Source organism: Rhodoferax sp. RT4P68 (assembly GCF_056521305.1).
On record NZ_JBWMBB010000008.1, the window covers coordinates 284,486 to 306,091 of the forward strand.

Genomic DNA, 21,606 nt, shown 5'->3' on the forward strand with positions numbered 1-21,606 from the left:
CCATGACCACGATCACCTACGACCAACTGAACGTCGGCGACGCATTGCCGGCCTTCACCACCGAGCCGATTTCGCGCCTCACGCTGGCGCTGTACTGCGGCGCATCCGGCGACCACAACCCCATCCACGTGGACAGCGATTTCGCGCAGGCCGCCGGCCAGGCCGACGTGTTCGCGCACGGCATGCTGTCCATGGCCTACCTGGGCCGGCTGCTGACGAACTGGGTGCCGCAGACGGCCCTGCGCGAATACGGCGTGCGCTTCGTCGCCATCACGCCGGTGCACGCCCAGCTGCGCTGCGCGGGCCGCGTGACCGAAAAGTTCGAACAGGACGGCGAGCGCCGCGTGCGCGTGGAGCTGTCCACCACCGACCAGCATGGCCAGACCAAGCTGGCGGGCGATGCCGTCATCGCCCTGGCCTGAATCCGATTGAAGAAGGAGACAACGACATGACGCACAAACTGCAAGACAAGGTGGCCCTGGTGTCCGGCTCGGGCCATGGGGCTGACCAAAGCCATGGCCAAGGAATGGGGGCGCTACAAGGTCAACGTCAACAGCGTGAACTACGTCAGCGGCCAGGTGCTGATGTGCGGGGGAGGGTGTCCATGAGCGCAATTGGCGAGGGGCCCCGCGCAGTGGGGATCGACAACAGCGCGAATGGCGGCGGCACCGACCGGTGCGGCCTGTGCATGAGCGCAATCTTGCGCAGGTGCTTGCCATGAACCAAGCGCCTCGCCCCTGGATGAACGACGAGCTGCAGATGGTGCGCGATACCGCTCGCCGCTTTTTCGACACCGAATGCGTGCCACAGCACAAGCACTGGCAAGAGCAGGGCCACGTCGACCGCGCCATCTGGCGTCGCGCCGGCGAGCTGGGCCTGCTGTGCGCCGGCATCCCCGAGCAATACGGTGGCGGTGGCGGCAGCTTTCTGCACGAGGCCGTGATCTGCGAAGAGCAGATGCGCGCACTGGTCAACAGCTTCTCGATCAACGTGCACAGCGGCATCGTCGCGCACTACCTGCTGGCCTACGGCACCGAGGCGCAAAAGCAGCGCTGGCTGCCGCGCATGGCGCAGGGCGAGATCGTCGCCGCCATCGCCATGACCGAGCCCGGCGCCGGCACCGACCTGCAGCGCATCGCGACGAGCGCAGTCAAGGACGGCAGCGACTACGTGATCAACGGCGCCAAGACTTTCATCACGAATGGGCTGCTGGCCGACATCATCATCGTTGCGGTGAAGACCGACCCCACGGCCCGGGCCAAGGGTGTCTCGCTGGTCGTCATCGAGACGCAGGACCTGCCCGGCTTTCGCCGTGGCCGGCTACTGGAGAAGATCGGCCAGCAGGGGCAGGACACGGTCGAGCTGTTCTTCGACGACATGCGCGTGCCGCAGGCCAACCTGCTCGGCGGTGAGGAGGGCAAGGGCTTCGCACAGCTCATGCTGCAGCTGCCGCGCGAGCGTCTTGTGCTGGCCATCGGCTGCGCGGCCACCATGCAGCGCGCGGTCGACGAAACGCTGGCCTACACGCGCGATCGCAAGATCTTCGGCGACTCGCTGCTGAAGCTGCAGAACACGCGCTTCAAGCTGGCCGAATGCCAGACGAAGGCGACGATTGCGCGCAGCTTCGTCGACGATTGCGTGGGCCGGCTGGCGCGTGGCGAGCTGGACATTCCCACCGCCGCCATGGCCAAGTGGTGGATCAGCCAGACCACCTGCGAGGTGGTGGACGAGTGCCTGCAGCTGCACGGCGGCTACGGCTACATGCAGGAATATCCGATCGCCCGCATGTACGCCGACGTGCGCGTCTCGCGCATCTATGGCGGCGCCAACGAGGTGATGAAGGAGATCATTGCCCGCGCGATGGAGAACCAATGAGCCATCCCTGGCACCGCCACTGGCCAAGGGGCCTGCCACACACACTGGCCGTGCCGCAGACCACGCTGTGGGACAACCTGGCCATCAGCGCCGCGCGCTATCCGCAGCGGCCGGCCATCGTCTACTACGACAACGTGCTGCGCTATGCCGACTTCAAGGCCCAGGCCGAGCGGCTGGCAGGCCACCTGCAGCGCAGCGGTGTCGCGCAAGGCGACCGCGTGCTGCTGATGAGCCAGAACTGCCCGCAGTTCGCCATCGCCTTCTTCGCCGTGCAGTGCTGCGGCGCCGTGGTGGTGCCGGTCAACGCCATGTGCACCGCCGGCGAGGTCGACCACTACCTGGAAGACAGCGGCGCCCGCCACGCCATCGCGGCGCAGGAGCTGCTGCCCGCCGCGCAGCCCGCGCTGGCAAGCGGCGCGCTGCGCGCGGTGGTGGCGATCTGCTATGCCGATGCGCTGGTGGCAGCGACCGATTTGGCCGTACCCGAGGTCGTGCGCGCGCCGCGCCTGCCCGTGTTGCCGACCGGTTGCGTGGCCTGGGCCGACGCGCTCGTCGGCGCTGCGGCGCAGCCTGTGCAAGCCCGGCCCGATGACCTCGCCGTGCTGCCTTACACCTCCGGCACCACCGGTCGGCCCAAGGGCTGCATGCACACACACACCAGCCTGACCGCGTCGAGCGCTGGTGCCTGCCTGTGGCGCAACCTGCATGCCGAATCCGTCGTGCTCGGCGTGGCGCCCATGTTCCACCTGCTGGGCATGCAGAACGCGATGCTGATGCCGGTGCTGCAGGGGGCCACCGTGGTCATGCTGGCGCGCTGGGACGCGGCCGCCGCCGCGGCGCTGATCGAGCGCTACCGCGTCTCCGTCTGGGCTTCGCCACCGGCGATGCTGATCGACTTCTTCGCGCACCCCGACGCACAACAGCGCGACATTGCCAGCCTGTCGATGCTGAACGGTGGCGGCGCGGCCATGCCAGAGGCCGTCTCCAGCATGCTGAAGGAGCGCTTCGGCATCACCTACATCGAGGGCTATGGCCTGACGGAGACCGCGTCGTTCCTGCACTGCAACCCGCTGCAGGCGTCCAAACGCCAGTGCCTGGGCGTGCCCACCTTCGGGGTGGATTCGCGCATCGTCGACCCCGAGACACTGGCCGAATTGCCGGTGGGCGAGGTAGGCGAGCTGGTCAGCCGCGGCGCGCAGGTCATGCAGGGTTACTGGCGCGACGAGGCGGCGAACCGGGCCGCCTTCATGGTGATCGACGGCGAGCGTTACTTTCGCACCGGCGACCTGGCGCTGGTCGACGAAGACGGCTACTTCTTCATGCGCGACCGGCTCAAACGCATGATCAACGTCAGCGGCTACAAGGTCTGGCCGGCCGAGGTCGAAAGCATGCTGTACGAGCACCCCGCCATCCACGAGGCCTGCATCGTGGCGCGGCCCGATGCCAAGCAGGGCGAGGCCGTGTGCGCCGTCGTCGTGCTGCGGCCCGGGCAGGCGCTGGACGAGGCAGGGTTGATCGCATGGTGCCGCGCGCGCATGGCGGTGTACAAGGCTCCGCGCGCCGTGGAGTTCCGCGCGGCACTGCCCAAATCCAACACCGGCAAAGTCGCCTGGCGCGAGATCCAGGAAGCCTACGCCGCCGGCTGACCCGCTTCCCCCCCATCGACACGACAAAAGGAGACACACGCATGCAACAGCACCACGCGCTCACGCGCCGTCAGGCCCTGGCCTTCACTTCGCTCGCCCTGGCCGGATTGCCCGCATGGGCGCAGCAGGACTTTCCGAACCGGCCGCTGCGCATGATCGTGCCCTATGCGGCCGGCGGCGGCACCGACATCATCGGCCGCCTGCTGGCCGCCAAGCTGACCGAGAACTGGAAGGCCACCGTCGTCGTGGAGAACAAGCCCGGTGCCGGCGGTGTGCTGGGCAACGATTTCGTCGCCAAGGCGCCACCGGACGGCTACACCATCCTGATGGGCATCACGGTCATGGTGCAGCACCCGGCCATGATGGCCAAGTTGCCCTACGAGCTGACGCGCGATTTCTACCCGCTGGCCGTGGCCGCGCGCTCGGCCGATCTGCTGCTGGTGCACCGCGACGTGCCCGCCAACACGGTCGAAGAGTTCGTCAAGCTGGCCAAGGCCGACCCGCGCACCTACGCGCTGGGCTCGTACGGCAACGGCACCTCGGGCCACGTGCACTCGGCCATGCTGAACAGCCAGGCCGGGCTGGACCTGGCGATCGCCCACTACAAGGGCGCAGGGCCGCTGGTGAGCGACCTGATGGGCGGGCAGGTGCGCGCGGCTTTCGTCGACGCGACGACCGCCGCCGGGCATGTGAACGGCGGGCGCGTGAAGGTGCTGGGCGTGACGGGCGCGCGCCGCTCGCCGCTGGCACCCACTGCGCCCACGTTCACCGAGTTGGGCTACAAATCCTTCGAGCCCTACGGCTGGTTCGCGCTGTTCACGCAGGCCGCCACACCGCCGGCCATTGCCAAGAAGCTCTCGGACGAACTGAACGCCATCCTCGCGCAGTCCGAGGTGCGCAAGCGCCTGGAAGAGCTGGGCCTGTTGCCCGGTGGCGAGCCGCAGGCCCAGTGGGCGCAGGAGATGCTGCGCGACCTGGACGTCTGGGGCAAGGTGATCCGCGAGGCCAACATCAAGATTGACTGAGGTGTGACATGACACGACCCAACCCCTTCGACTTCAGCGGGCGCCACGTCTTCGTGGCCGGCGGCTCCAGCGGCATCAACCTGGGCATCGCCGATGCTTTTGCCGAGGCCGGCGCCCATGTGGCGATCGCCAGCCGCTCGGCCGAGCGCGTGGCCGGCGCCGTCGAGCAACTGCGCCGCCACGGCGGCCAGGTCGAGGGCTACAGCGCCGACGTGCGTGAGCCTTCTGCCATCGAGGCCGCGCTGCGCAGCGCACACGAGCGCTTCGGCCCCATCGACGTGCTGGTCTCCGGCGCGGCCGGCAACTTCGTCGCTGCGGCGCTGGGCATGTCGCCCAAGGGCTTCAAGACCGTGGTCGACATCGACCTGCTGGGCGGCTTCAATGTCGTGCGCGCAGCCCACGCGTTTTTGCGCAAGCCGGGTGCGGCCGTGCTGAACATCTCGGCCCCGCAGGCCGCCAACCCGACGCGGCTGCAGGCCCATGTGTGCGCGGCCAAGGCCGGGCTGGACATGATGGTGCGCGTGCTGGCGATGGAGTGGGGGCCGGACGGCATCCGCGTCAACTCGCTGGTGCCCGGGCCGATTGCCGGCACCGAGGGCATGCGCCGGCTGGCGCCCGATGCCGCCGCCGAAAAGCGCGTGACCGACTCGGTGCCGCTGGGCCGCATGGGCACCACGCGCGAGATCGCCGACATGGCCATGATGCTGTGCTCACCGCTGGCCGCCTACGTGACGGGCGCCATCCTCCATGTGGACGGCGGCAGCTCGCTCGGCGGTGGCCGCGACCTGGGTGCGGGCTAGCAAGAGCGGATCGACCATGGCACTGACCCGTTTCGAATTGAAGGGCGCGACCGCGCTGCTGACACTGGACGACGCCGCCACGCGCAACGCCATCGGCCTCGACATGCGGGTCGAGGTGGCGGCTGCGGTGGAGCGCGTGCGCAGCGACGCCGCCATCCGCGCGCTGGTCATCACCGGCGCGAACGGCCATTTCTGCTCGGGTGGCGACCTGCGCAACATCGCCTCGGCCGGGCTGGACAACGCCGGCTGGCGCGAGCGCCTGCACCTGCTGCACCGCTGGCTGCGTGATCTGCTGAGCCTGGACAAGCCGGTCATCTGCGCGGTGGATGGCGCGGCCTTCGGCGCCGGCTTCGGCCTGGCGCTGGCGGCCGATTTCATGTTGGTCACGCCGCGCACGCGCCTGTGCGTGTCGTTCCTGAAGGTCGGCCTGGTGCCGGACTGCGGCATTTTCTACACGTTGCCGCGCGTCGTCGGCCCGCAGCGTGCGCGTGAGCTGTTGCTGTCGGCGCGCGAGGTGAATGCGGAGGAGGCGTTGCGCTTGGGGCTCGCGATGGAGATGCACGCGCCCGAGGCCCTGCTGCCGCGCGCGCTCGCCCTGGCCGCCAGCTTCGAGGGCGCCTCGCCGATGGCCGTCAGTTTGATCAAGCGCGCCACTGCGTCCACCGGCGATCTGGCGCTGCAGCTGAGCCTGGAGGCGGACGCGCAGGCGCTGGCCATGGGCTCGCCCGAGCACAAGGCTGCGGTGCAGGACTTTCTGGAGAAGCGGCCGGCGAAGTTCGGCTGGCCGGCGAAGGGGTGAGGGGCTGAGGGCGGATCGAGATCCGGAGGGTTCCCCTCAGGGTGCGGAGCTTGCATGCGGATCGCGTGGGTGGGTGTGAACGCAAGGTGCGCTGGCACGACCCCCGCGCCTATCATCGACCGATGAGCAGTACGCACCAGCGCAACGGGCATTGGGATTGGTGGAAGGGCGTCGCGATCCTCGCGGTGATCTCGATCCACGCCGCAGGCCGGACATTCGACGTTCCGCCGAATTCCTGGGCACATCTATTTGGCCTCGTGTATCGGCAGGGCGTCAATTTCGCCGTGCCACTCTTCCTGTGTCTGGCGGGCTTTTTCGCGGCAATGTCCTGGCGCGATGACGCGGTGGGCTACTGGCGCAGCCGCGGGTGGCGCATTCTGCCGGCCTACCTGGTATGGACGACCATCGCCATCGCCGTGCTGCGGCCGGGTGACTTCGCGTCGCCACGTGCTTTGGTGGAGGACTACGCCTTTGGCAGTGGCATCGGCATCGGCTACTACGTCATCGTGCTGCTGCAGTACGTCGTGCTGGTGCCCTTGATCGCGCGCCTGGGCAGCACCAGGGCGCATGTGGCCGTGATGCTCGTGACCACTCTGGTCGGATTGGCAGCCAGCTACGCGACGCGCACCGCCTTTGCAATGGAGTCCTGGGCTCGCTTCCCCTACTACTGCCTGCCCTTCGTGGTCTGGGCGCCGTTCTTCCATCTCGGCTTCTGGGCCGGAAGGCGTCAGGATGCCGTGAAAGTCCGGACCGACCGGTTCTGGTTGTGGCTGGCCGCCGCTGCCGTGTTGGCCGCCGTGGTCGAGGGCGTCTACTGGAACGAGCGCGGTCTTTTCGGCCTTGCCGCATCACAGATCAAGGCCACCAGCTTCCTGGCGTCCATCTTCTTGGCGCTGCACGTCATCGCGTCACGGCAACGTCAGAGGACGGGCCTGATGGCCGCCTGTCTCGAATGGATCGGCCGCAGTGCGTACCTGATCTACCTCGCGCACATGCTGTTTCTGCCGGCCATCACGGATGCCATCCGCAGTACGTGGCCGACCCTCTATGCGCTGAGGCCCGTCACGTTGCTGCTGGTCTCAGCGTTGACGGCCATCGCGTGCATTCTGGTGGCGCTGTTCGTCCGCACGGTGACCCGCCCTTCCATCCATCGGGATCTGCTCGGGGCAGGCTGAGATCCTGATCGCAACCGACGAACCAGCACTCCTCGGGACGTACAAAGCGCCAGTACGGCGCCAGCGGCGCCAGGGTCAGGTCTCAAATCTAAACCCCCGATCATCGCGAGGCATCTCCCGTCGAAGCCCGATGCGATGGCGCCAGTAGGCACCGGTGAAGCGGGCTACTTGTCGCACCGAAGAGTTAAGTCGGCAGGCGCGGGGCCGACGGTGAACGGAAGATGCGTTGCGCAATGACTTCATTTCTTATAGTTTGAAGTCATTGACCTCAATGCAGGACTGAATCATGGCCTTCGTAACCGTTAGAGATTTGCCTGATGCAGTGCACCGCGCCCTTCGTGTGCGCGCCGCGCAACACGGCCGCAGCACCGAAGCCGAGATCCGCGACATTCTGGTAACGACCGCTCTCCCGCCTGAGCGCGTCAAGCTCGGTTCTTTGCTGGCGTCCATCGCCCGCGAAGCCGGGGGGCTGACCGACGCCGAGGTGGAGCATCTGAACCAGATCCGCGACAAGACGCCGGCCGATCCAATGAGGTTCGAGTGATCCTCATCGACACCAAAGTGATCTCCGAGTTGTGGAAGCTCGTGCCCGATCCTCGTGTCCTGGCGTGGATGGACGCTCAAGCCACTGAAACCCTGTACCTGTCCGCCGTGACCGTGGCCGAACTGCGTTTCGGTGTGGCGGCGCTGCCGGCAGGCAAGCGGCGCACCGTCTATCTGGATCGTCTGGAACGCGAGGTGGTGCCGGTCTTCAGCGGGCGCGTGCTTGCGTTCGACCTGGACACCTCACAAGCGTATGCCGACCTGATGCCCAGTCGCGTTGGCAATGGCAACGACGGAGCGTGCTTCGCATGAGGCTTACCGGCATTGGAATACTCGTCGCGCTGAGCTTGTTCGCCTTCCCGGCCGCGTCGACGCCCGTCGAAGGTTCTTGCGGCACACCGCAGCAGGCCAATGACGGCTGGAAGGTCGAAACGAATCCGGAGTCGGCCGGATTCGATCCGCGCCTTCTGTGCGAAGCCGTTCAAGATTTCCTGCAAAGTCCCCGCAACCTGCACGGCTTCGTGGTCGAGCGGCATGGCCGTCTGGTGGCCGAGGCCTATCGCTCGGGGCCGGACCGGTCGACTTACGCACTGTGGGCGAGCCGGGTTCGTTTCGACCGCGACACACCGCACGACGTTCGCTCCGTCACGAAGTCCGTCGTGGCATTGCTCTGGGGCATGGCCGAGAGCGAGCGCGCCGTGCCGCCGCTGGCCACGCCCGTTCTGGATCTGCTGCCGGCGCTCGCCGATCTGCGCACGGGCGGTCGCGAGCGCATCACGGTGGCCGACATGCTGTGCATGCGCAGTGGCCTCGCCTGGAATGAAAGCGGCCGCTACGGCCGATGGGACAACGACGAGAGCGGCCTGCTGTGGCGCGGCGACCGGGCCCGTTACGTGTTCGATCGGCGGGTTTCGGTGTCGCCTGGCACGTATTTCAACTACAACGGCGGACTCACCGCGGTGCTGGGGCTTCTGCTGGAGCAGCGAACAGGCCAAAGCCTGGAGGAATATGCCCGGCAGCGGCTGTTCGAGCCACTCGGCCTGCGTGACTGGGAGTGGGTCCATGATGTGCGCGGCCGCACGCGCGCCTACACGGGGTTGCGGTTGCGCCCGCGTGATGTGGCGCGCATCGGAAGGCTGGTGCTGGAAGGTGGCCGGTGGGAAGGCCGGCAGATCGTTCCGCAGGCTTGGGTGCAGGCCTTGCTTGCGCCGTGTAAGCCGGGCGAAGAGTTTGGCCACCATTGGTGGCTCGGCAGCGTGTGGGTTCGCGGCAAGCAAGTCGGCTGGCATGGTGCCTTGGGGAACGGCGGCCAGCGCTTGTTTGTGGTGCCGACCTTGGATCTGGTCGTGGTGACGACTGCCGGCGAATACAACGACGGGAGCATCGGCCGCGTGCAGCAGCACCTGTTGCAGCAGGTGGTGGCCGCGACACGCGAGCACGCTGGCGAACAAGTGGCGTTCTCCACGCCTGCTTCCGCAGCAGGAGCGCAGGCGAGTCCCGTCGAGACGCGGGCCGTCATGCGCGCCATCACCGAGGACGACGGTGGCACGCGCGCGTACGTGCACTTGAAGGTCGTGCCTGGGGCAAATCTGCCGTTCACGACCCTGCGCTTCCGAGTGCGCGACAAAGCCCTTGTTGCTGCTTTGCGCGAGGGCTCCAGCGTGAAGTTCAGGGCCGAGCGAATCGACGGTGAGAACACGCTCGTGGCGATCCGGGCCGTCCCTGCCTGCGTTCGCTTTCAGCCCTGCGATTGATCGCCGATCCTGTCCGCCGTGACGGTGCCGTGTGACGTTCTGGCCTTGCAGCAATGCTGGCCGGCAAGGGGTGCACCGACGCAGCGGCGGCGCAGTCGATGAAGAGCGCAGCGAACTCGCTGCGTTTCAGGGTTCGATGACCTTCAGGCCGTCGAAGTAGTGCCGGTAAAAACCAGCATCGGTCGTCAGCAATGCATCGGCCTGCCGGATGGCGTGGGCGCCGATCAGGAAATCGGGGGCGACGCGCTCCCGCGGACCCTTGTTCCGCGCATAGGAACGCATGATGCGCGCGGCCTCCAGGGCAGCCTCCATGGACAGCGGGTCGTGCTCCACCTGGCATGCAGCCAGAAAGTCGCGCAGGTCCTGTTCACTGCCGAAGTACCGCCCCAGCTCGGCGATCACGATGGCACACGCACACAGGCTGCCATGCGCCAATGCGGATTCGAGAGCGGCCTGTGCCGCAGCTGCGCCCGGCGCACCCTTGACGATGTCGAAGAGCAGGCTGGAGTCGACGGCGGACTTCATGCGCGGCGCGTTTTCCGGCGTGGCGCGGCCAAGTTCTCTGCGGGCTTTTCTTCTCGCCACGGCACAGGTCGGCCGCGCAATTCCGACAGGACCTGGGCGGTGGACAAGCCATCGTCGGCCGCGTGCCCCACCCAGCGGCTCAGGTCCAGGCTGACTTTCTTCTCGATCAGTAGCCGCCCATCCTCGATGCTCAGCCGCAACGTGGCCCCTGGTTTGAGGCCCAGCGCGTCGCGGGCCTCCTTGGGAATCACGATCTGACCGCGCTCGGCCAGTGTTACGTCGATGGCATCCATGAGATTTTCCTTCAATCAGAAGGATTGAGTATGATGAAGTTGGTACGAAAGAACAAGTAGGAAGTATTGCCATCAGTGGCCAACCCGTGGTCTACCGCCGTGCTTAAGCTGCAGTCTGATCGCCTTACGAAGGGTTCCTCACGCTTCAAATTTGAAGCGCAAATGATCGATTTGCGCTTCAGCCCCCGCTTTTCACCACCGGCAGCCGCATCAACCCCTGCCCCATCCGCACCGGCGCCCCCTCCGCAATCCCATCACACAGCGCAAACCCCTTGGGGGCGAACACGATGATGGTCGAGCCGTGCTCGAACCAGCCCATCTCCTGGCCCTTGGCAAAACGCGCCGCGCAGTCCACCGGCCGCGCGCCCAGCGTGCGCAGGTGCAGCAGCGTGTCCATGAAATGCAGGCGGATGCTGGCCACCAGGATCGCCGCCACCGGCACCAGCGCCACCGGGTGCCCGCTGGCCAGCCGCGTGCGCAGCACGGCGCGTTCGTTGCGGCAGAACAGGCGCTCCACGCGCTTCAGCGCGATCGGGTTCACGTTCCAGGTGTCGCCCGAGAGATAGCGCAGCTGCTCCACCGTGCAGTCGTGCGGCGCGTGGAAGCGGTGGTACATGGCCGAGGTCAGCCGCAGCGTCACGTACTGCCCGTCGTGCCAGGGCCGGGCCGCCTCGGCGTCGCCGAACAGATCGCCGATCTCGTACGGAAAGCCCTTGGCCTGGAACAGCCGCGTGCCCGCCACCGCACCGCAGGCGCCGACGATGCCGTCGCAAGGGCTGGCCAGTACGTCCTGCGCCATGTCGACCGTGCGCGCGCCGGGTTTGAGTTGCCGCGTGAACATCGCGTGCAGGCTGCTGAAGTGCTGCTCCCGCGCGTCCGATAGATCGATGTTCGTGCAGGCGCGCCACACCGCGATAGAGGCCGCGCGCACCAGCGGGATCTCGATCTTGCTGAACCAGCCCATGAAGCGCGTGAGCGCCTGTCGCGGCACGCGGTTGGTCAGCAGGAAGTTCAGGTCTTCCTGCAACAGCAGACGGTCGCGCCAGGTGGCGAACGTCTGGGTGAGAGTGGTGGAGGTGTTTTTCATCGCCGGGCCGCCCCAAGATGAAAAGCACCCCCTCGGGGGGCAGCGAACCTCGCGAAGCGGGGAGTGTGGGGGCCATTTTTCATACGGTTGACAAATCTCGCGGTTACCAATGGAGGGTGATCACTTCGACCAAGCCATGAACGACACCACTTTGTTGACCAGCCTCGGCGTGGCGGCCCTTGCCGCCGCCGCCGCCCTGCTGCCCGCCGCCCAGCAGCGCCTGGCCCTCTCGCGCGCCAAGCACCGCTCGCTGGCGGGCCATTCCAAGCTGGCGCGCCGTGTCGCGCGGCGTCTGCCGTTCTACGATTTCGGGCCCGATCGCTTCTTCGATTCCGACGGTGCGCCGCGTGCGGTGGCGGCCCAGCGCCAGGCTGCCCTGCACACCCTGGCCACCTTGTTCGAGCAGCGCTTCGCCAAGACGCTGGCCATGACCGATGCCGCGCGGGAGGGCATCGCCGACCTGCAGTTCACCAGCCGCTACCGCGTGCCCTTCCAGTACAGCCGCACGCTGCGCGAGAGCCTGAAGATCGGCGGCTTCATGCAGGCCAGCCATGGCGTGCTGCTGGTCGATGTGGACGGCAACCAGTTCTACGACCTGGCCGGCTCCTACGGCGTGAACCTGTTCGGCGTGGACTTCTACAAATCGTGCATCGCCGAAGGCAGCGCGCGCGTGCAGGACCTCGGGCCGGTGCTGGGCAGCTACCACCCGTGTGTGCTGGACAACATGCGCCGGCTGCGCGGCATCTCGGGCATGGAGGAGGTCTCCTTCCACATGTCCGGCACCGAGGCCGTGATGCAGGCCGTGCGCCTGGCGCGCTACCACACACGGCGCACGCACATCGTGCGTTTCTGCGGTGCCTACCACGGCTGGTGGGACGACGTGCAGCCCGGCATCGGCAACCCGATCGCGGCCGAGCGCACCTACACGCTGCGCGACATGGACGAGCGCACGCTGCGCGTGCTGGCCCGCCGACGCGACATCGCCTGCGTGCTGGTCAACCCGCTGCAGGCGCTGCACCCGAATGCGAACGCGCCGTCCGATTCGTCGCTGGTCGCCGGCCGCGCGCCCGCGCACTACGACCGCGCCGCCTACACGGACTGGCTGCGCCGCCTGCGCGAGGTCTGCACGGCGCGCGGCATCGTGCTGATCTTCGACGAGGTGTTTCTGGGTTTTCGCCTGGCACCTGGCGGCGCGCAGGAATACTTCGGCGTGAAGGCCGATCTGGTGACCTATGGCAAGACGCTGGGCGGCGGCCTGCCGGTGGGTGTGGTCTGCGGCCCGCACGCGCTGATGAAGCGCTGGCGCGACGACAAGCCGGCCGACATCTGCTTTGCGCGCGGCACCTTCAACGCCCACCCGTACGTGATGGGGGCCATGCAGATCTTTCTGGAGCGGCTGGAGACGCCGGCCGTGCGAGAGCTTTATCAAGGGCTGGATGCGACCTGGGAGGCGAGGGCGACGCGGTTGAACGCGATGCTGCAGGCGGCCGACCTGCCGGTGCGCGTGAGTGCCATGTCGACCGTGTGGGCGGTGGGCTACACCCAGGCTTCGCGCTACCACTGGATGCTGCAGTACTACCTGCGTGCGCAGGGGCTGGCGCTGAGCTGGATCGGCACCGGGCGCCTGATCTTCAGCCTGAACTACGGTGACGAAGAGTTTGCCGAAGTCGCGCGCCGGTTCATCGCCGGCTGCGAGGCGATGCGCGCGGATGGCTGGTGGTGGCAGGACGAAGCGCTGACGAAGAAGTCGATTCAACGCGGCATCCTCAAGGAGATGCTGGGGTTCGGTCGCTGACTTGGCAGGGCCGTTGGCGGGACATGAGCGCAGATGCCCGTTCGGTCGCCTCGGCCCGCCCACAGTGGGGACCAAGGGCATGGACCTCAGCGCAATCTCAAGGCGACCTCAGCGGCCCATCGGGTCGATCAACTCCCCGCGCATCAGATACAGCGGGCTCTTCCAGTACAGCTTGATGTCGTGGAACGGGTCCGTGATGATCTTCGTCATCCAGGCCAGCCCTTCGCCCACACCCTTCAGAAAGAACAGGTGCACTGTGCGCATCAGCAGCGCGGCGACGCCCAGCGCCAGCCAGGCCATGCCCACGTCGCGCAGCCAGCCTTCCAAGCCTGTGGCCGGCTCGATCAGGCCGAACAGGTCGGGCTGCAGCCACAGCAGCGCCGGCAGCAGCGCCCACAGCGTCATCAGCACCACCTTGCGGCGCAGGTTGTAGCCGACCTTGATCGCTTCCTTGTGCTCATGCGTGGCCTGGTTCACGTGGTCGTAGCCCTTGGGCTCGAAGAAGAAATGGCCCGCCTGGCGGCTCGTCATGCTGACGCCCCAGGCCAGCAGCGCAGCGGCCGCCGGGTCGATGAACAGCAGCGCGTAGGCCACCACGAAGGTGCAGGCGCTCAGCAGGTGCAGCGACTGGTTGATGCGGCTGTGGTGGTAGTAACGGTGGTCGTCGTCACGCTGGATCTGCACGGTGCGAAAGAAGTCGTTCACGAAGGCTCCTGGGTGGATGTGGCGCGATCGTGACGAAGCGGCATGAAGAACTGATGACAGGCGCGCGACTGCAGCGTGGCGCTGCTCCCCGCACAATCGCGCAGACGCCGACTGCTCCGGCGTTGGACCAGCGCCCCATGCCACCACCTGCTTCCTTGCCCGCATCGGTGCCCCGCCGCCTGGCGCCTGCGCGCGCGTTGTGGTGGACGATGGCCATGGTCATCACCTTCCTGGCGGCGTCCAGCGCGCCTTCGCCGCTGTATGGGCTGTACCGCGAGGCCTGGGGCTTCTCGGCCTTGACGCTGACCTGGGTGTTCGCCAGCTATGCGTTCGCGCTGCTGGGGGCGTTGCTGGTGTTCGGGCGCCTGTCGGACCACCTGGGCCGGCGGCCCGTCATCGTGGGCGCGCTGGTGCTCGAGTTCGCCTCCGTCGTGCTGTTCTGGCAGGCTGAATCGGTGGGCTGGCTGTTGGCGGCGCGCATCGTGCAGGGCGTGGCCACCGGCATTGCGACCAGCGCGCTCAGTTCGCTGCTGCTGGATCTGAATCCACTGCGCGCCTCCGTGCTGAACGGCATCGCGCCCATGCTCGGCATGGCGCTGGGTGCGCTCGGCACGGCTGCGCTGGTGCAGTTCGCGCCGGCGCCAACGCGGCTGGTGTACGAGCTGCTGCTGGCCATGCTCGCCGTGCTGACGGCCGTGGCACTGCGCTTGCCCGATACCCTGGCGCGCCGCTCTGGCGCCTGGGCTTCGCTGCGGCCTCAGCTGGCCATGCCGCCGACCGCGCGCGCGGTGATGTGGCGCCTGCTGCCGGCCAACACCGTGGGGTGGGCGCTGACGGGCTTTTTTCTCTCGCTGGGCCCCACGCTGGCGCGGCAGGTGACGGGCCACGACGCGCCGCTGACAGGCGGCGCGCTGATCGCTGCCATGGTGCTGCCCGGCGCGCTGGCCAGCGTGGTGGCGCAGCGCCGGCCGGTCGGGGCGTTGCTGGTCTTCGGCGCGGCGGGGTTGGCACTGGGGCTGGTGCTGGCGGTGATCGGCATCCATTGGCATGCACCGGCGGGCCTGTTCGTCGGCGCGCTGGTGGCCGGCTTCAGCATGGGCTGCAGCTTCAACGGCACGCTGCGCACGCTGGTGCCGCTGGCGCCGCCGCAGCAGCGCGCCGGGCTGATGGCCAGCTTCTTCGTCTGCAGCTATCTGGGCTTCAGCGTGCCGGCCATCCTGGCGGGGCTGGCCACCGGCTGGTTCGGCCTGCAGGCCACGGCGCTGGGTTATGGCGGGGTGTTGCTGGCGCTGGCGTTGTGGGCCATCCGCACGACGCTGCTCACCGTGGCGGTGCCGGGCAAGTCGCCGGGCGGCTGACGCTGCCCAGCCCGCATCCCGCGCGTGCGGCCGACCGCGCGACGACGCTGCGCAAGTCGACCGCTGCGGCTTGCGCCTGGCGCCTGCAGGGCCGACACCAAACTGCCACGCCCCCGACACATCCCTGTCGCACAGCGCCGCCAGCATGGCCCCATGCAGCGCGCCGACCATACCCCCACCGCCGCCAACGCGTACCCGCTCGAGCGGCGCGCCTTGCGCATTGCCGTCGTGACCGAGACCTATCCGCCCGAGGTGAACGGCGTGGCCGCCACCATCGCCTGCGTGGTCGACGGCCTGCGCGCACGCGGCCACCAGGTGCAACTGGTGCGGCCGCGCCAACATGGCGGCGAAGGGCGTGACGGTGGGGCAGACGTGCTGCTGCGCGGCCTGCCGATCCCCAACTACCCGCAACTCAAGCTGGGCCTGCCCGCCACCCGCGCGCTGATGCGGCTGTGGGGCGCGGCGCCACCGGACATCGTGCACATCGTCACCGAAGGCCCGCTGGGCTGGTCGGCGCTGCGCGCGGCGCGCAAGTTGGGTCTGCCGGTGAGTTCGGACTTCCGCACCAACTTCCACGCCTATGGCCAGCACTACGGCATGGCCTGGCTGCAGCAACCGCTGATGGGCTACCTGCGGCACTTTCACAACCGCTGCGACCTGACGATGGTGCCCACCGAGTCGCTGCGCCAACAGCTGGCCGGCCAGGGACTGCAGCGCCTGCAGGTGGTGGCGCGGGGTGTGGACGCGACGCTGTTCCACCCCGGGCGGCGCAGCGAGGCGCTGCGCGCCGCCTGGGGCGCGCAGCCGGACACGCCGGTCGTGGTGCACGTGGGCCGCATCGCCGCCGAGAAGAACCTGGCCGTGCTGTGGCAGGCCGTGCAGGCCATGCGCCAGATCGACCCGCGCGTGCTGCTGGTGATGGTGGGCGACGGCCCGCTGCGCGCGGACTGCACACGCCTGTGGCGCGGCGTGGTGTTCGCCGGCGCACGCACCGGGGCCGACTTGGCCGCGCACTATGCGTCAGGCGATGTCTTCCTGTTCCCCAGCGTGACCGAGACCTTCGGCAACGTGACGCCCGAGGCCATGGCCAGCGGGTTGGCCGTGCTGGCCTACGATTACGCCGCCGCCGGCCAGCTGATCCGCGACCGAGACAACGGCCTGCTGGCGCGGTTCGACCAGACCGATGCCTTCGTGCGCCAGGCGCGGCGCCTGGCCGCGCAGCCTGCGTTGGTGGCGGCCGTGCGGCAACGCGCCCGCGAGGCGGCCAGCGCGCTCGCCTGGCCGCAGGTGGTGGGCGAGATGGAAAGCTTGTTCACCGCGCTGTTGCAGGTGCCCGGGCAGCAGGCTCAGGTGCCTGCGATGGCACGGGCGGCTTGACGGCGCGGGGCAGCGTGGGCATGCGCCCAGCGCTCAATGGCCTGCCGCCGCCGCCGGGCCACCGCGCACGGGCAACCCGCTGCGCAGGTCGAGCATGCCGCTCCACTGCGTGAGCGCCAGCGACACGAGCACCACCAGCGCGCCGATCCACGGCGTGTGGATCAGGCCCACATGCGTCACGATCAGGCCGCCGGCCCAGGCCGCCCCGGCGATGCCCAGGTTGAACGCTGCGATGTTCAGGCCCGAGGCGACATCCACCGCCTGCGGCGCAAAGCGCTCGGCCTGCTTCACCACATAGACCTGCAGGCCGGGCACGTTGCCGAACGCGACCGCGCCCCACAGCAGCACCGTGGCCAGCGCCAGCCACTTGTGCGGCGCGGTGAACGTGAACAGCAGCAGCACCGCAGCAAGCAGCGCGAAGATGATCCGCAACGCCGGGATGGGCCCCACGCGGTCGGCCAGTTTGCCGCCCCAGATGTTGCCGAACGCCACCGAAGCGCCATAGACCAGCATCACCCAGCCCACGGCGCCGACGCTGAAGCCGGAGATGTCGGTCAGGATCGGTGCCAGGAACGTGAACGGGATGAACGATCCACCGTAGCCAATCGCCGTCTTGGCGTAGACCAGCAGCAGGCGCGGCTCGGCCAGCACTTTGGCTTGCTGCATCAGCGTGGCCGGCGGCGTATGGCGAATCGTGCGCGGCACGAAGATCCAGCTGCCCACGAATGCGATGACGCCGAGTGCCGACACCGCCAGAAACGTCGCGCGCCAGCCGAAGTGCTGGCCGATGAAGGTGCCCAGCGGCACGCCGGTGACCAGCGCGACCGTCAGCCCTGTGAACATGATGGCGATCGCGCTGGCGGCGCGCTCCCGCGGCACCAGGCTGGTGGCGATGGTCGATCCGATGGAGAAGAACACGCCGTGGGCCAGGCCGGTCAGCACGCGGGCGGCGATCAGTGATTCGTAGCCCGGCGCCTGCCAGGCCAGCAGGTTGCCCACGGTGAACAGCGCCATCAGGCCCAGCAGCAGCGCCTTGCGCGGCAAGCGGCCGGTCAGCGCGGTCAGCACCGGCGCGCCGAAGGCCACCCCGGCCGCATACAGGCTGACGAGCAAACCGGCAGATGGCAGATCGATGCCGAGATCGGCGGCCACCGTGGGCAGCAGGCCGACGATAACGAACTCCGTCGTCCCGATGGCGAATGCGCTGAGCGTCAGCGCGAGCAAGGCAATGGGCATGGAAACACTCCTGATGAAGGGGCGCAGTGTCGGCCGATCGGCTTTGCAGAAAAATGGGGTTCTGAACACAATACTGTTGATTCGGAATCAACAATCGCCTGGCCCATATGAAGACCACGCTGGAAGAACTGCAGGCCTTTGCCGGCGTCGTCGCCAGCGGGTCCATCACCGCAGCGGCCGATCGGCTGGGGCAGACCGTCTCCGGCATCAGCCGCGCGCTCGGCCGGCTGGAGAAGAAGTTGGACACCACGCTGCTGCGCCGCACGACACGCCGCCTGGAGCTGACGGAAGAAGGCCATGCCTTCCTCGCGCACACCCAGGCCATCCTGGCATCCATCGACGCGGCAGAGGAGCAGATGGCGGTGCGCCGCGCCAAGCCGTCGGGCCGGCTGCGCGTCAACGCTGCCACGCCGTTCATGCTGCACGCCATCGTGCCGCTGGTGCCGGCGTTTCGCCTGGCGTACCCGCAGATCGCGCTGGATCTGGACACCGACGAGCTCAACATCGATCTGCTGGAGCGCCGCACCGATGTGGCGATCCGCATCGGGCCGTTGCGCGATTCGACCTTGCACGCCAGGCCGCTGGCCACAACGCGCCTGCGGGTGCTGGCCAGCCCCGCCTACCTGGCCGAGCGAGGCCGGCCGCGCAATGTGGCGGCGTTGGCCGGCCATGCGCTGCTCGGCTTCACGCAGCCGGAGTCACTCAACCGCTGGCCCTTGCGCGGGCCGCACGGCGATGGGTTCGCCATCGTGCCGACGATGACCGCATCCAGCGGCGAGACGCTGCGCCACCTGGCCTTGCAGGGCCTGGGCATCGTGTGCCTGTCGGACTTCATGACCGAGGGCGACCGGCAGCGCGGCGATCTGGTGCAGCTGCTGGTGCGCGACACGCTGGACGCGCGCCAGCCGGTCAACGCCGTGTATTACCGCAACACGCAGCTGTCGGCGCGGATTGCTTGCTTTTTGGATTTCATTGCGGAGCGGATGGGGGCCGGAGCGTAAGCAATGCCATTAAGTTCAGTTTCACCGATAAGCCTTCTTCGGCCGTTGTGCCCAGCCGATCCCATGCTCTCAAGCAAAGCTTCTGCCAGGTCTGACCTTTGTCCCGGGTGCGCGCGATCAGCGCGACGAGGGCCTGCAGCGTTTGCGCCAGACCGAGCGGATCGGCCGCGATTTAGGCGACCACCACGCGCGGCAGGTGCCGCAGCGCATAGGCGTGGTTGACGCGTTAGTGCTCGGCGATGTGCGGCGTCAGAGTTTCCTGGGCTTGCTGGCACACGGCCTGGGCGATGTTGTGCATTAACGCCTTGGCGGCCACGTCTTGCGCGATGGCACGGGGCAGCTCGCCGCTCCAGCCTTCCACGTGCAGGCGATGCTTGATCGTCTTGATGTGCGGGGCAGTGCAGCCCCAGGCCCTGCAAGGCACGGCGAACGTCGGCATGCGGGCGGTGCTGCACCACCAACTCCTTGGCGCTGCCGCGCAGCAAGCGCGCCACGTCGGGCCAGCCGCAGGCTTGACTTAATGGCATTGGTGTGGGGGCCGGAAGTCAGAAACTCCTGGCTACCCGATGAGGCATTGCTTTGGCGCTATACCCAGCGCTTCACTGCTTCTGCCGTGTCATTCGGTCTCGTATTGAAGCAAATCCGAGCTGCGGGCGCATGCTCATGAACGATGTTGATTATCTTCTCAAACAGGAGAAAGTTGGGAGAGATCGTGCGAACCCCTGCGCCAATCAGAATACAGTCGTAGTTCTTCTCGTTGAGTTTCTCTCGGATAACCGCTTCTGCCGTTTCGCCAAAGTCAGTAAGGCAAAGCGTCGCGTCGTATCCCATCGCATTGAGACTGTGTTCATCGGCCTTAAGTGCAGCCATTACTTTGGCTGCGTCGAGACCCGGAAATGCAGCATATGCAGGATCTGCGAAATTGATCAGCTCAGGCCGGAGCCCAACGAGCAGGACGCTCTTCTTTGCTGTCATGAATATCTCCTGTTGGTTGGAAAAAAGTCGAGGGGTAGCTGGGGTGTTGGACGAGCGAGGGTGGGTGTCTGCGATGCCCAACGAATTAGCTCAGCTCGCGGCGAAGCCGTCCGCTGGACCGCACCGTTAGACCGCGCCGCGCTCACTCTACCTTCCCTTTGGTCGTGTCGTCGGCCACCAGCAATGACAGAATGTCCTGCGCGAACTGCGCCGTCCGATTCTGCTCTTCAACCATCTCGCTAAGACTTTCGGCGGTACTGCTTGCCGCGCCAAGGCCTGCCCATTCAGCTACCTGTTGCGGTGTTGCGCCAACGTATGCCATCTTCCAGTTGCCAAAGATCGCCTCCGGAATTTCACCTTCTCGCAAGACGATCACACTTACATGGCGCATGTCCCGCCGTATATTGGCCATCAAATCCTGAACTCGAACCTTGTCACCTTCAAGGATCTGCAGAAATATCCCATCTGCATAGACTAGAGCACCAGTAATTCCTTCATCAGCGTTTCTACGTCTGGCATGGCAAAGGAGTTTCTCCAGATCGTCGGTCTGCATCGGAGTTGCTGCTTCCGAAGAATAGATGATTTGGTATGTCACTGGATTATCCTAGCGTATTGCATAAGGCAGACCTTGATCAAGGTATGGAAACCGGGATGCCGCTCGGCTTCCAAGAGTGCAGGCGGATCCAGAAAGAACACTGTGCGGTCTACGAATACGCTCAACGGGCGGCGAAGCCGTCCGCTGGAGCGCTTGGTTGGACCGGCGGCTAAACGAGGGCATGGAGACAAGGGATGACGTGACGCATAAACCATGTGATGCCGACGATCACAGCCACGAGCCAAAGACCGCGAACTAGAGGAATTCGGTGATGTGAGATTCGATGACAGGTACCGGACGCAAAAACGAACCACAAAAATGCACCACCGACAAAAAAAGAAATTGAGGCTTGGGGAAATTCCATCGGGCGATGGAAAAGCCAAGCGACGATTCCAGCGAAAACAGGCAGCCACACCTTCGCCGAGTCGCGCTTGTACAGCGGAATCTTCAAATTCGGTGGCTCGAGCTTCATGATGCCCAACGTTTGACATGAGGGGCGGCCGGAGCCGCAGGCGGAGGGAACCCAAAGCGCAGCTTTGGGACGTCCCTCTAGACGGAATTGTTGTGCGTCTTTTCAGGGGCCATTGTCATTGGTTTGATAGTCGTTTCTTGTCAAATAAAACCTGTACTTCATTCCAGACGATTGTGCCCACTGGGTCAGGCCTTTCAGCAAGTCTTGACGTGCCAGCTCATCTAGATTGAGCTCATAAAGCCACATCGCAACAAGGCCATCACTCAGCGGCGAGTCTTCACAAGGGATTTCATACTGCAGGGCACCTTTCGACACCTTCAGGCTATGGCAGTACATATGAACGTTCTTTTGGAACTGAATTTCCCAGCCGCCGTGCAATTGGCTACGCATATCGTTTGATGGATGACGCCTAACGTTGAAGCTGAGCCGCGAGCGGCGGCCTGCCGACGCGAGGGAACTTGTTTTTCAAAAGTAGACACAGGCTCGTCAACACACACTCTTCTCAAACATCGCAGGTGAGCGGTAGCCGATCGAAGAATGCAGGCGCTGCTGATTGTAGAACTGGATGTA

23 protein-coding genes are annotated in these 21,606 nt (G+C 66.6%); 14 read left to right on the forward strand and 9 right to left on the reverse strand.

From position 1 onward, the window contains the following. Positions 1-2 precede the first annotated feature (2 nt). The 10 genes from AC099J_RS18855 to AC099J_RS18900 all read left to right on the forward strand — a co-directional run bounded on the left by AC099J_RS18855 (position 3) and on the right by AC099J_RS18900 (position 9,617). Positions 3-422, forward strand: a complete 420-nt coding sequence (locus tag AC099J_RS18855) for a MaoC family dehydratase (protein ID WP_479616816.1) — start codon at positions 3-5, stop codon at positions 420-422. Between the two features lie 295 nt (positions 423-717). Further along, positions 718-1,875, forward strand: coding sequence for an acyl-CoA dehydrogenase family protein (locus AC099J_RS18860; RefSeq protein WP_479616817.1), 1,158 nt, complete (start codon positions 718-720; stop codon positions 1,873-1,875). After that, positions 1,872-3,521, forward strand: coding sequence for a long-chain-fatty-acid--CoA ligase (locus AC099J_RS18865; RefSeq protein ID WP_479616818.1), 1,650 nt, complete (start codon positions 1,872-1,874; stop codon positions 3,519-3,521). Before AC099J_RS18860 ends, AC099J_RS18865 begins: the two co-directional genes overlap by 4 nt. 41 nt (positions 3,522-3,562) lie before the next feature. Next, complete coding sequence (locus AC099J_RS18870) at positions 3,563-4,546, forward strand: Bug family tripartite tricarboxylate transporter substrate binding protein (protein ID WP_479616819.1); 984 nt, start codon at positions 3,563-3,565, stop codon at positions 4,544-4,546. An 8-nt stretch (positions 4,547-4,554) separates the two neighbouring features. Beyond that, positions 4,555-5,346, forward strand: a complete 792-nt coding sequence (locus tag AC099J_RS18875; RefSeq protein ID WP_479616820.1) for an SDR family oxidoreductase — start codon at positions 4,555-4,557, stop codon at positions 5,344-5,346. 16 nt (positions 5,347-5,362) lie between these two features. Beyond that, on the forward strand, positions 5,363-6,145 hold the full coding sequence (locus AC099J_RS18880; protein WP_479616821.1) for an enoyl-CoA hydratase/isomerase family protein: 783 nt from the start codon (positions 5,363-5,365) through the stop codon (positions 6,143-6,145). 122 nt (positions 6,146-6,267) lie between these two features. After that, positions 6,268-7,320, forward strand: coding sequence for an acyltransferase (locus AC099J_RS18885; protein ID WP_479616822.1), 1,053 nt, complete (start codon positions 6,268-6,270; stop codon positions 7,318-7,320). 286 nt (positions 7,321-7,606) lie between these two features. Continuing rightward, on the forward strand, positions 7,607-7,864 hold the full coding sequence (locus AC099J_RS18890; RefSeq protein ID WP_479616823.1) for a FitA-like ribbon-helix-helix domain-containing protein: 258 nt from the start codon (positions 7,607-7,609) through the stop codon (positions 7,862-7,864). Further along, positions 7,861-8,175 carry a PIN domain-containing protein gene (locus tag AC099J_RS18895; protein ID WP_479616824.1) on the forward strand — a complete coding sequence of 105 codons (315 nt, stop codon included), beginning with the start codon at positions 7,861-7,863 and terminating at the stop codon, positions 8,173-8,175. The genes AC099J_RS18890 and AC099J_RS18895 overlap by 4 nt, the downstream gene beginning before the upstream one ends. Continuing rightward, a complete protein-coding gene (locus AC099J_RS18900) occupies positions 8,172-9,617 on the forward strand; it encodes a serine hydrolase (RefSeq protein WP_479616825.1) in 1,446 nt (481 codons plus the stop codon). Before AC099J_RS18895 ends, AC099J_RS18900 begins: the two co-directional genes overlap by 4 nt. 126 nt (positions 9,618-9,743) lie before the next feature. Here AC099J_RS18900 and AC099J_RS18905 read toward each other — a convergent pair whose 3' ends face one another. From AC099J_RS18905 to asd, 3 genes are all read right to left on the reverse strand, one after another. Next, entirely contained in the window at positions 9,744-10,142 is a 399-nt protein-coding gene (locus AC099J_RS18905; RefSeq protein ID WP_479616826.1) for a type II toxin-antitoxin system VapC family toxin, read from the reverse strand. Next, positions 10,139-10,435: an AbrB/MazE/SpoVT family DNA-binding domain-containing protein gene (locus AC099J_RS18910; RefSeq protein WP_479616827.1), complete on the reverse strand. Its 297-nt coding sequence runs from the start codon at positions 10,433-10,435 to the stop codon at positions 10,139-10,141. Before AC099J_RS18910 ends, AC099J_RS18905 begins: the two co-directional genes overlap by 4 nt. A 178-nt stretch (positions 10,436-10,613) precedes the next feature. Beyond that, complete coding sequence (gene asd, locus AC099J_RS18915; protein WP_479616828.1) at positions 10,614-11,522, reverse strand: archaetidylserine decarboxylase; 909 nt, start codon at positions 11,520-11,522, stop codon at positions 10,614-10,616. Positions 11,523-11,658: 136 nt separating this feature from the next. On the opposite strand from asd, the gene AC099J_RS18920 reads away from it, so the two are divergent. After that, positions 11,659-13,317, forward strand: a complete 1,659-nt coding sequence (locus tag AC099J_RS18920) for an aminotransferase class III-fold pyridoxal phosphate-dependent enzyme (RefSeq protein WP_479616829.1) — start codon at positions 11,659-11,661, stop codon at positions 13,315-13,317. A 108-nt stretch (positions 13,318-13,425) separates the two neighbouring features. Here the strand turns inward: AC099J_RS18920 and AC099J_RS18925 are convergent, their stop codons facing one another. After that, the gene (locus tag AC099J_RS18925) at positions 13,426-14,022 is read right to left on the reverse strand and encodes a hypothetical protein (protein ID WP_479616830.1); all 597 of its coding nucleotides are present in this window, start codon (positions 14,020-14,022) and stop codon (positions 13,426-13,428) included. 137 nt (positions 14,023-14,159) lie between these two features. Between AC099J_RS18925 and AC099J_RS18930 the strand changes: the two genes are divergently transcribed. After that, complete coding sequence (locus AC099J_RS18930; RefSeq protein ID WP_479616831.1) at positions 14,160-15,380, forward strand: MFS transporter; 1,221 nt, start codon at positions 14,160-14,162, stop codon at positions 15,378-15,380. Positions 15,381-15,533: 153 nt separating this feature from the next. Beyond that, complete coding sequence (locus tag AC099J_RS18935; RefSeq protein WP_479616832.1) at positions 15,534-16,757, forward strand: glycosyltransferase family 4 protein; 1,224 nt, start codon at positions 15,534-15,536, stop codon at positions 16,755-16,757. A 33-nt stretch (positions 16,758-16,790) separates the two neighbouring features. Here AC099J_RS18935 and AC099J_RS18940 read toward each other — a convergent pair whose 3' ends face one another. Continuing rightward, entirely contained in the window at positions 16,791-17,993 is a 1,203-nt protein-coding gene (locus tag AC099J_RS18940) for an MFS transporter (protein WP_479616833.1), read from the reverse strand. A 107-nt stretch (positions 17,994-18,100) separates the two neighbouring features. Between AC099J_RS18940 and AC099J_RS18945 the strand changes: the two genes are divergently transcribed. Beyond that, on the forward strand, positions 18,101-18,994 hold the full coding sequence (locus AC099J_RS18945) for a LysR substrate-binding domain-containing protein (RefSeq protein WP_479616834.1): 894 nt from the start codon (positions 18,101-18,103) through the stop codon (positions 18,992-18,994). A gap of 226 nt (positions 18,995-19,220) precedes the next feature. Here the strand turns inward: AC099J_RS18945 and AC099J_RS18950 are convergent, their stop codons facing one another. The 4 genes from AC099J_RS18950 to AC099J_RS18965 all read right to left on the reverse strand — a co-directional run bounded on the left by AC099J_RS18950 (position 19,221) and on the right by AC099J_RS18965 (position 21,426). Then, entirely contained in the window at positions 19,221-19,433 is a 213-nt protein-coding gene (locus AC099J_RS18950; protein WP_479616835.1) for a hypothetical protein, read from the reverse strand. Positions 19,434-19,579: 146 nt separating this feature from the next. Beyond that, positions 19,580-19,969 (reverse strand): hypothetical protein, encoded by a 390-nt coding sequence (locus tag AC099J_RS18955; protein ID WP_479616836.1) that lies wholly within the window; start codon positions 19,967-19,969, stop codon positions 19,580-19,582. A gap of 142 nt (positions 19,970-20,111) precedes the next feature. Then, positions 20,112-20,564 (reverse strand): BLUF domain-containing protein, encoded by a 453-nt coding sequence (locus AC099J_RS18960; RefSeq protein ID WP_479616837.1) that lies wholly within the window; start codon positions 20,562-20,564, stop codon positions 20,112-20,114. A 574-nt stretch (positions 20,565-21,138) separates the two neighbouring features. Then, positions 21,139-21,426: a hypothetical protein gene (locus AC099J_RS18965; protein WP_479616838.1), complete on the reverse strand. Its 288-nt coding sequence runs from the start codon at positions 21,424-21,426 to the stop codon at positions 21,139-21,141. Positions 21,427-21,606: the final 180 nt, after the last annotated feature.

Bases quoted from the DNA above. Each gene is read 5' to 3' on its own strand.
- AC099J_RS18900 (WP_479616825.1), top strand. From the start codon at position 8,172: ATGAGGCTTACCGGCATTGGAATACTCGTCGCGCTGAGCTTGTTCGCC.
- AC099J_RS18950 (WP_479616835.1), bottom strand. From the start codon at position 19,433: ATGCCGACGTTCGCCGTGCCTTGCAGGGCCTGGGGCTGCACTGCCCCG.
- AC099J_RS18865 (WP_479616818.1), top strand. From the start codon at position 1,872: ATGAGCCATCCCTGGCACCGCCACTGGCCAAGGGGCCTGCCACACACA.
- AC099J_RS18875 (WP_479616820.1), top strand. From the start codon at position 4,555: ATGACACGACCCAACCCCTTCGACTTCAGCGGGCGCCACGTCTTCGTG.
- AC099J_RS18930 (WP_479616831.1), top strand. From the start codon at position 14,160: ATGCCACCACCTGCTTCCTTGCCCGCATCGGTGCCCCGCCGCCTGGCG.
- AC099J_RS18920 (WP_479616829.1), top strand. From the start codon at position 11,659: ATGAACGACACCACTTTGTTGACCAGCCTCGGCGTGGCGGCCCTTGCC.
- AC099J_RS18870 (WP_479616819.1), top strand. From the start codon at position 3,563: ATGCAACAGCACCACGCGCTCACGCGCCGTCAGGCCCTGGCCTTCACT.
- AC099J_RS18965 (WP_479616838.1), bottom strand. From the start codon at position 21,426: ATGCGTAGCCAATTGCACGGCGGCTGGGAAATTCAGTTCCAAAAGAAC.
- AC099J_RS18935 (WP_479616832.1), top strand. From the start codon at position 15,534: ATGCAGCGCGCCGACCATACCCCCACCGCCGCCAACGCGTACCCGCTC.
- AC099J_RS18860 (WP_479616817.1), top strand. From the start codon at position 718: ATGAACCAAGCGCCTCGCCCCTGGATGAACGACGAGCTGCAGATGGTG.
- AC099J_RS18945 (WP_479616834.1), top strand. From the start codon at position 18,101: ATGAAGACCACGCTGGAAGAACTGCAGGCCTTTGCCGGCGTCGTCGCC.
- AC099J_RS18905 (WP_479616826.1), bottom strand. From the start codon at position 10,142: ATGAAGTCCGCCGTCGACTCCAGCCTGCTCTTCGACATCGTCAAGGGT.
- AC099J_RS18940 (WP_479616833.1), bottom strand. From the start codon at position 17,993: ATGCCCATTGCCTTGCTCGCGCTGACGCTCAGCGCATTCGCCATCGGG.
- AC099J_RS18880 (WP_479616821.1), top strand. From the start codon at position 5,363: ATGGCACTGACCCGTTTCGAATTGAAGGGCGCGACCGCGCTGCTGACA.
- AC099J_RS18855 (WP_479616816.1), top strand. From the start codon at position 3: ATGACCACGATCACCTACGACCAACTGAACGTCGGCGACGCATTGCCG.
- AC099J_RS18885 (WP_479616822.1), top strand. From the start codon at position 6,268: ATGAGCAGTACGCACCAGCGCAACGGGCATTGGGATTGGTGGAAGGGC.
- AC099J_RS18910 (WP_479616827.1), bottom strand. From the start codon at position 10,435: ATGGATGCCATCGACGTAACACTGGCCGAGCGCGGTCAGATCGTGATT.
- asd (WP_479616828.1), bottom strand. From the start codon at position 11,522: ATGAAAAACACCTCCACCACTCTCACCCAGACGTTCGCCACCTGGCGC.
- AC099J_RS18890 (WP_479616823.1), top strand. From the start codon at position 7,607: ATGGCCTTCGTAACCGTTAGAGATTTGCCTGATGCAGTGCACCGCGCC.
- AC099J_RS18955 (WP_479616836.1), bottom strand. From the start codon at position 19,969: ATGACAGCAAAGAAGAGCGTCCTGCTCGTTGGGCTCCGGCCTGAGCTG.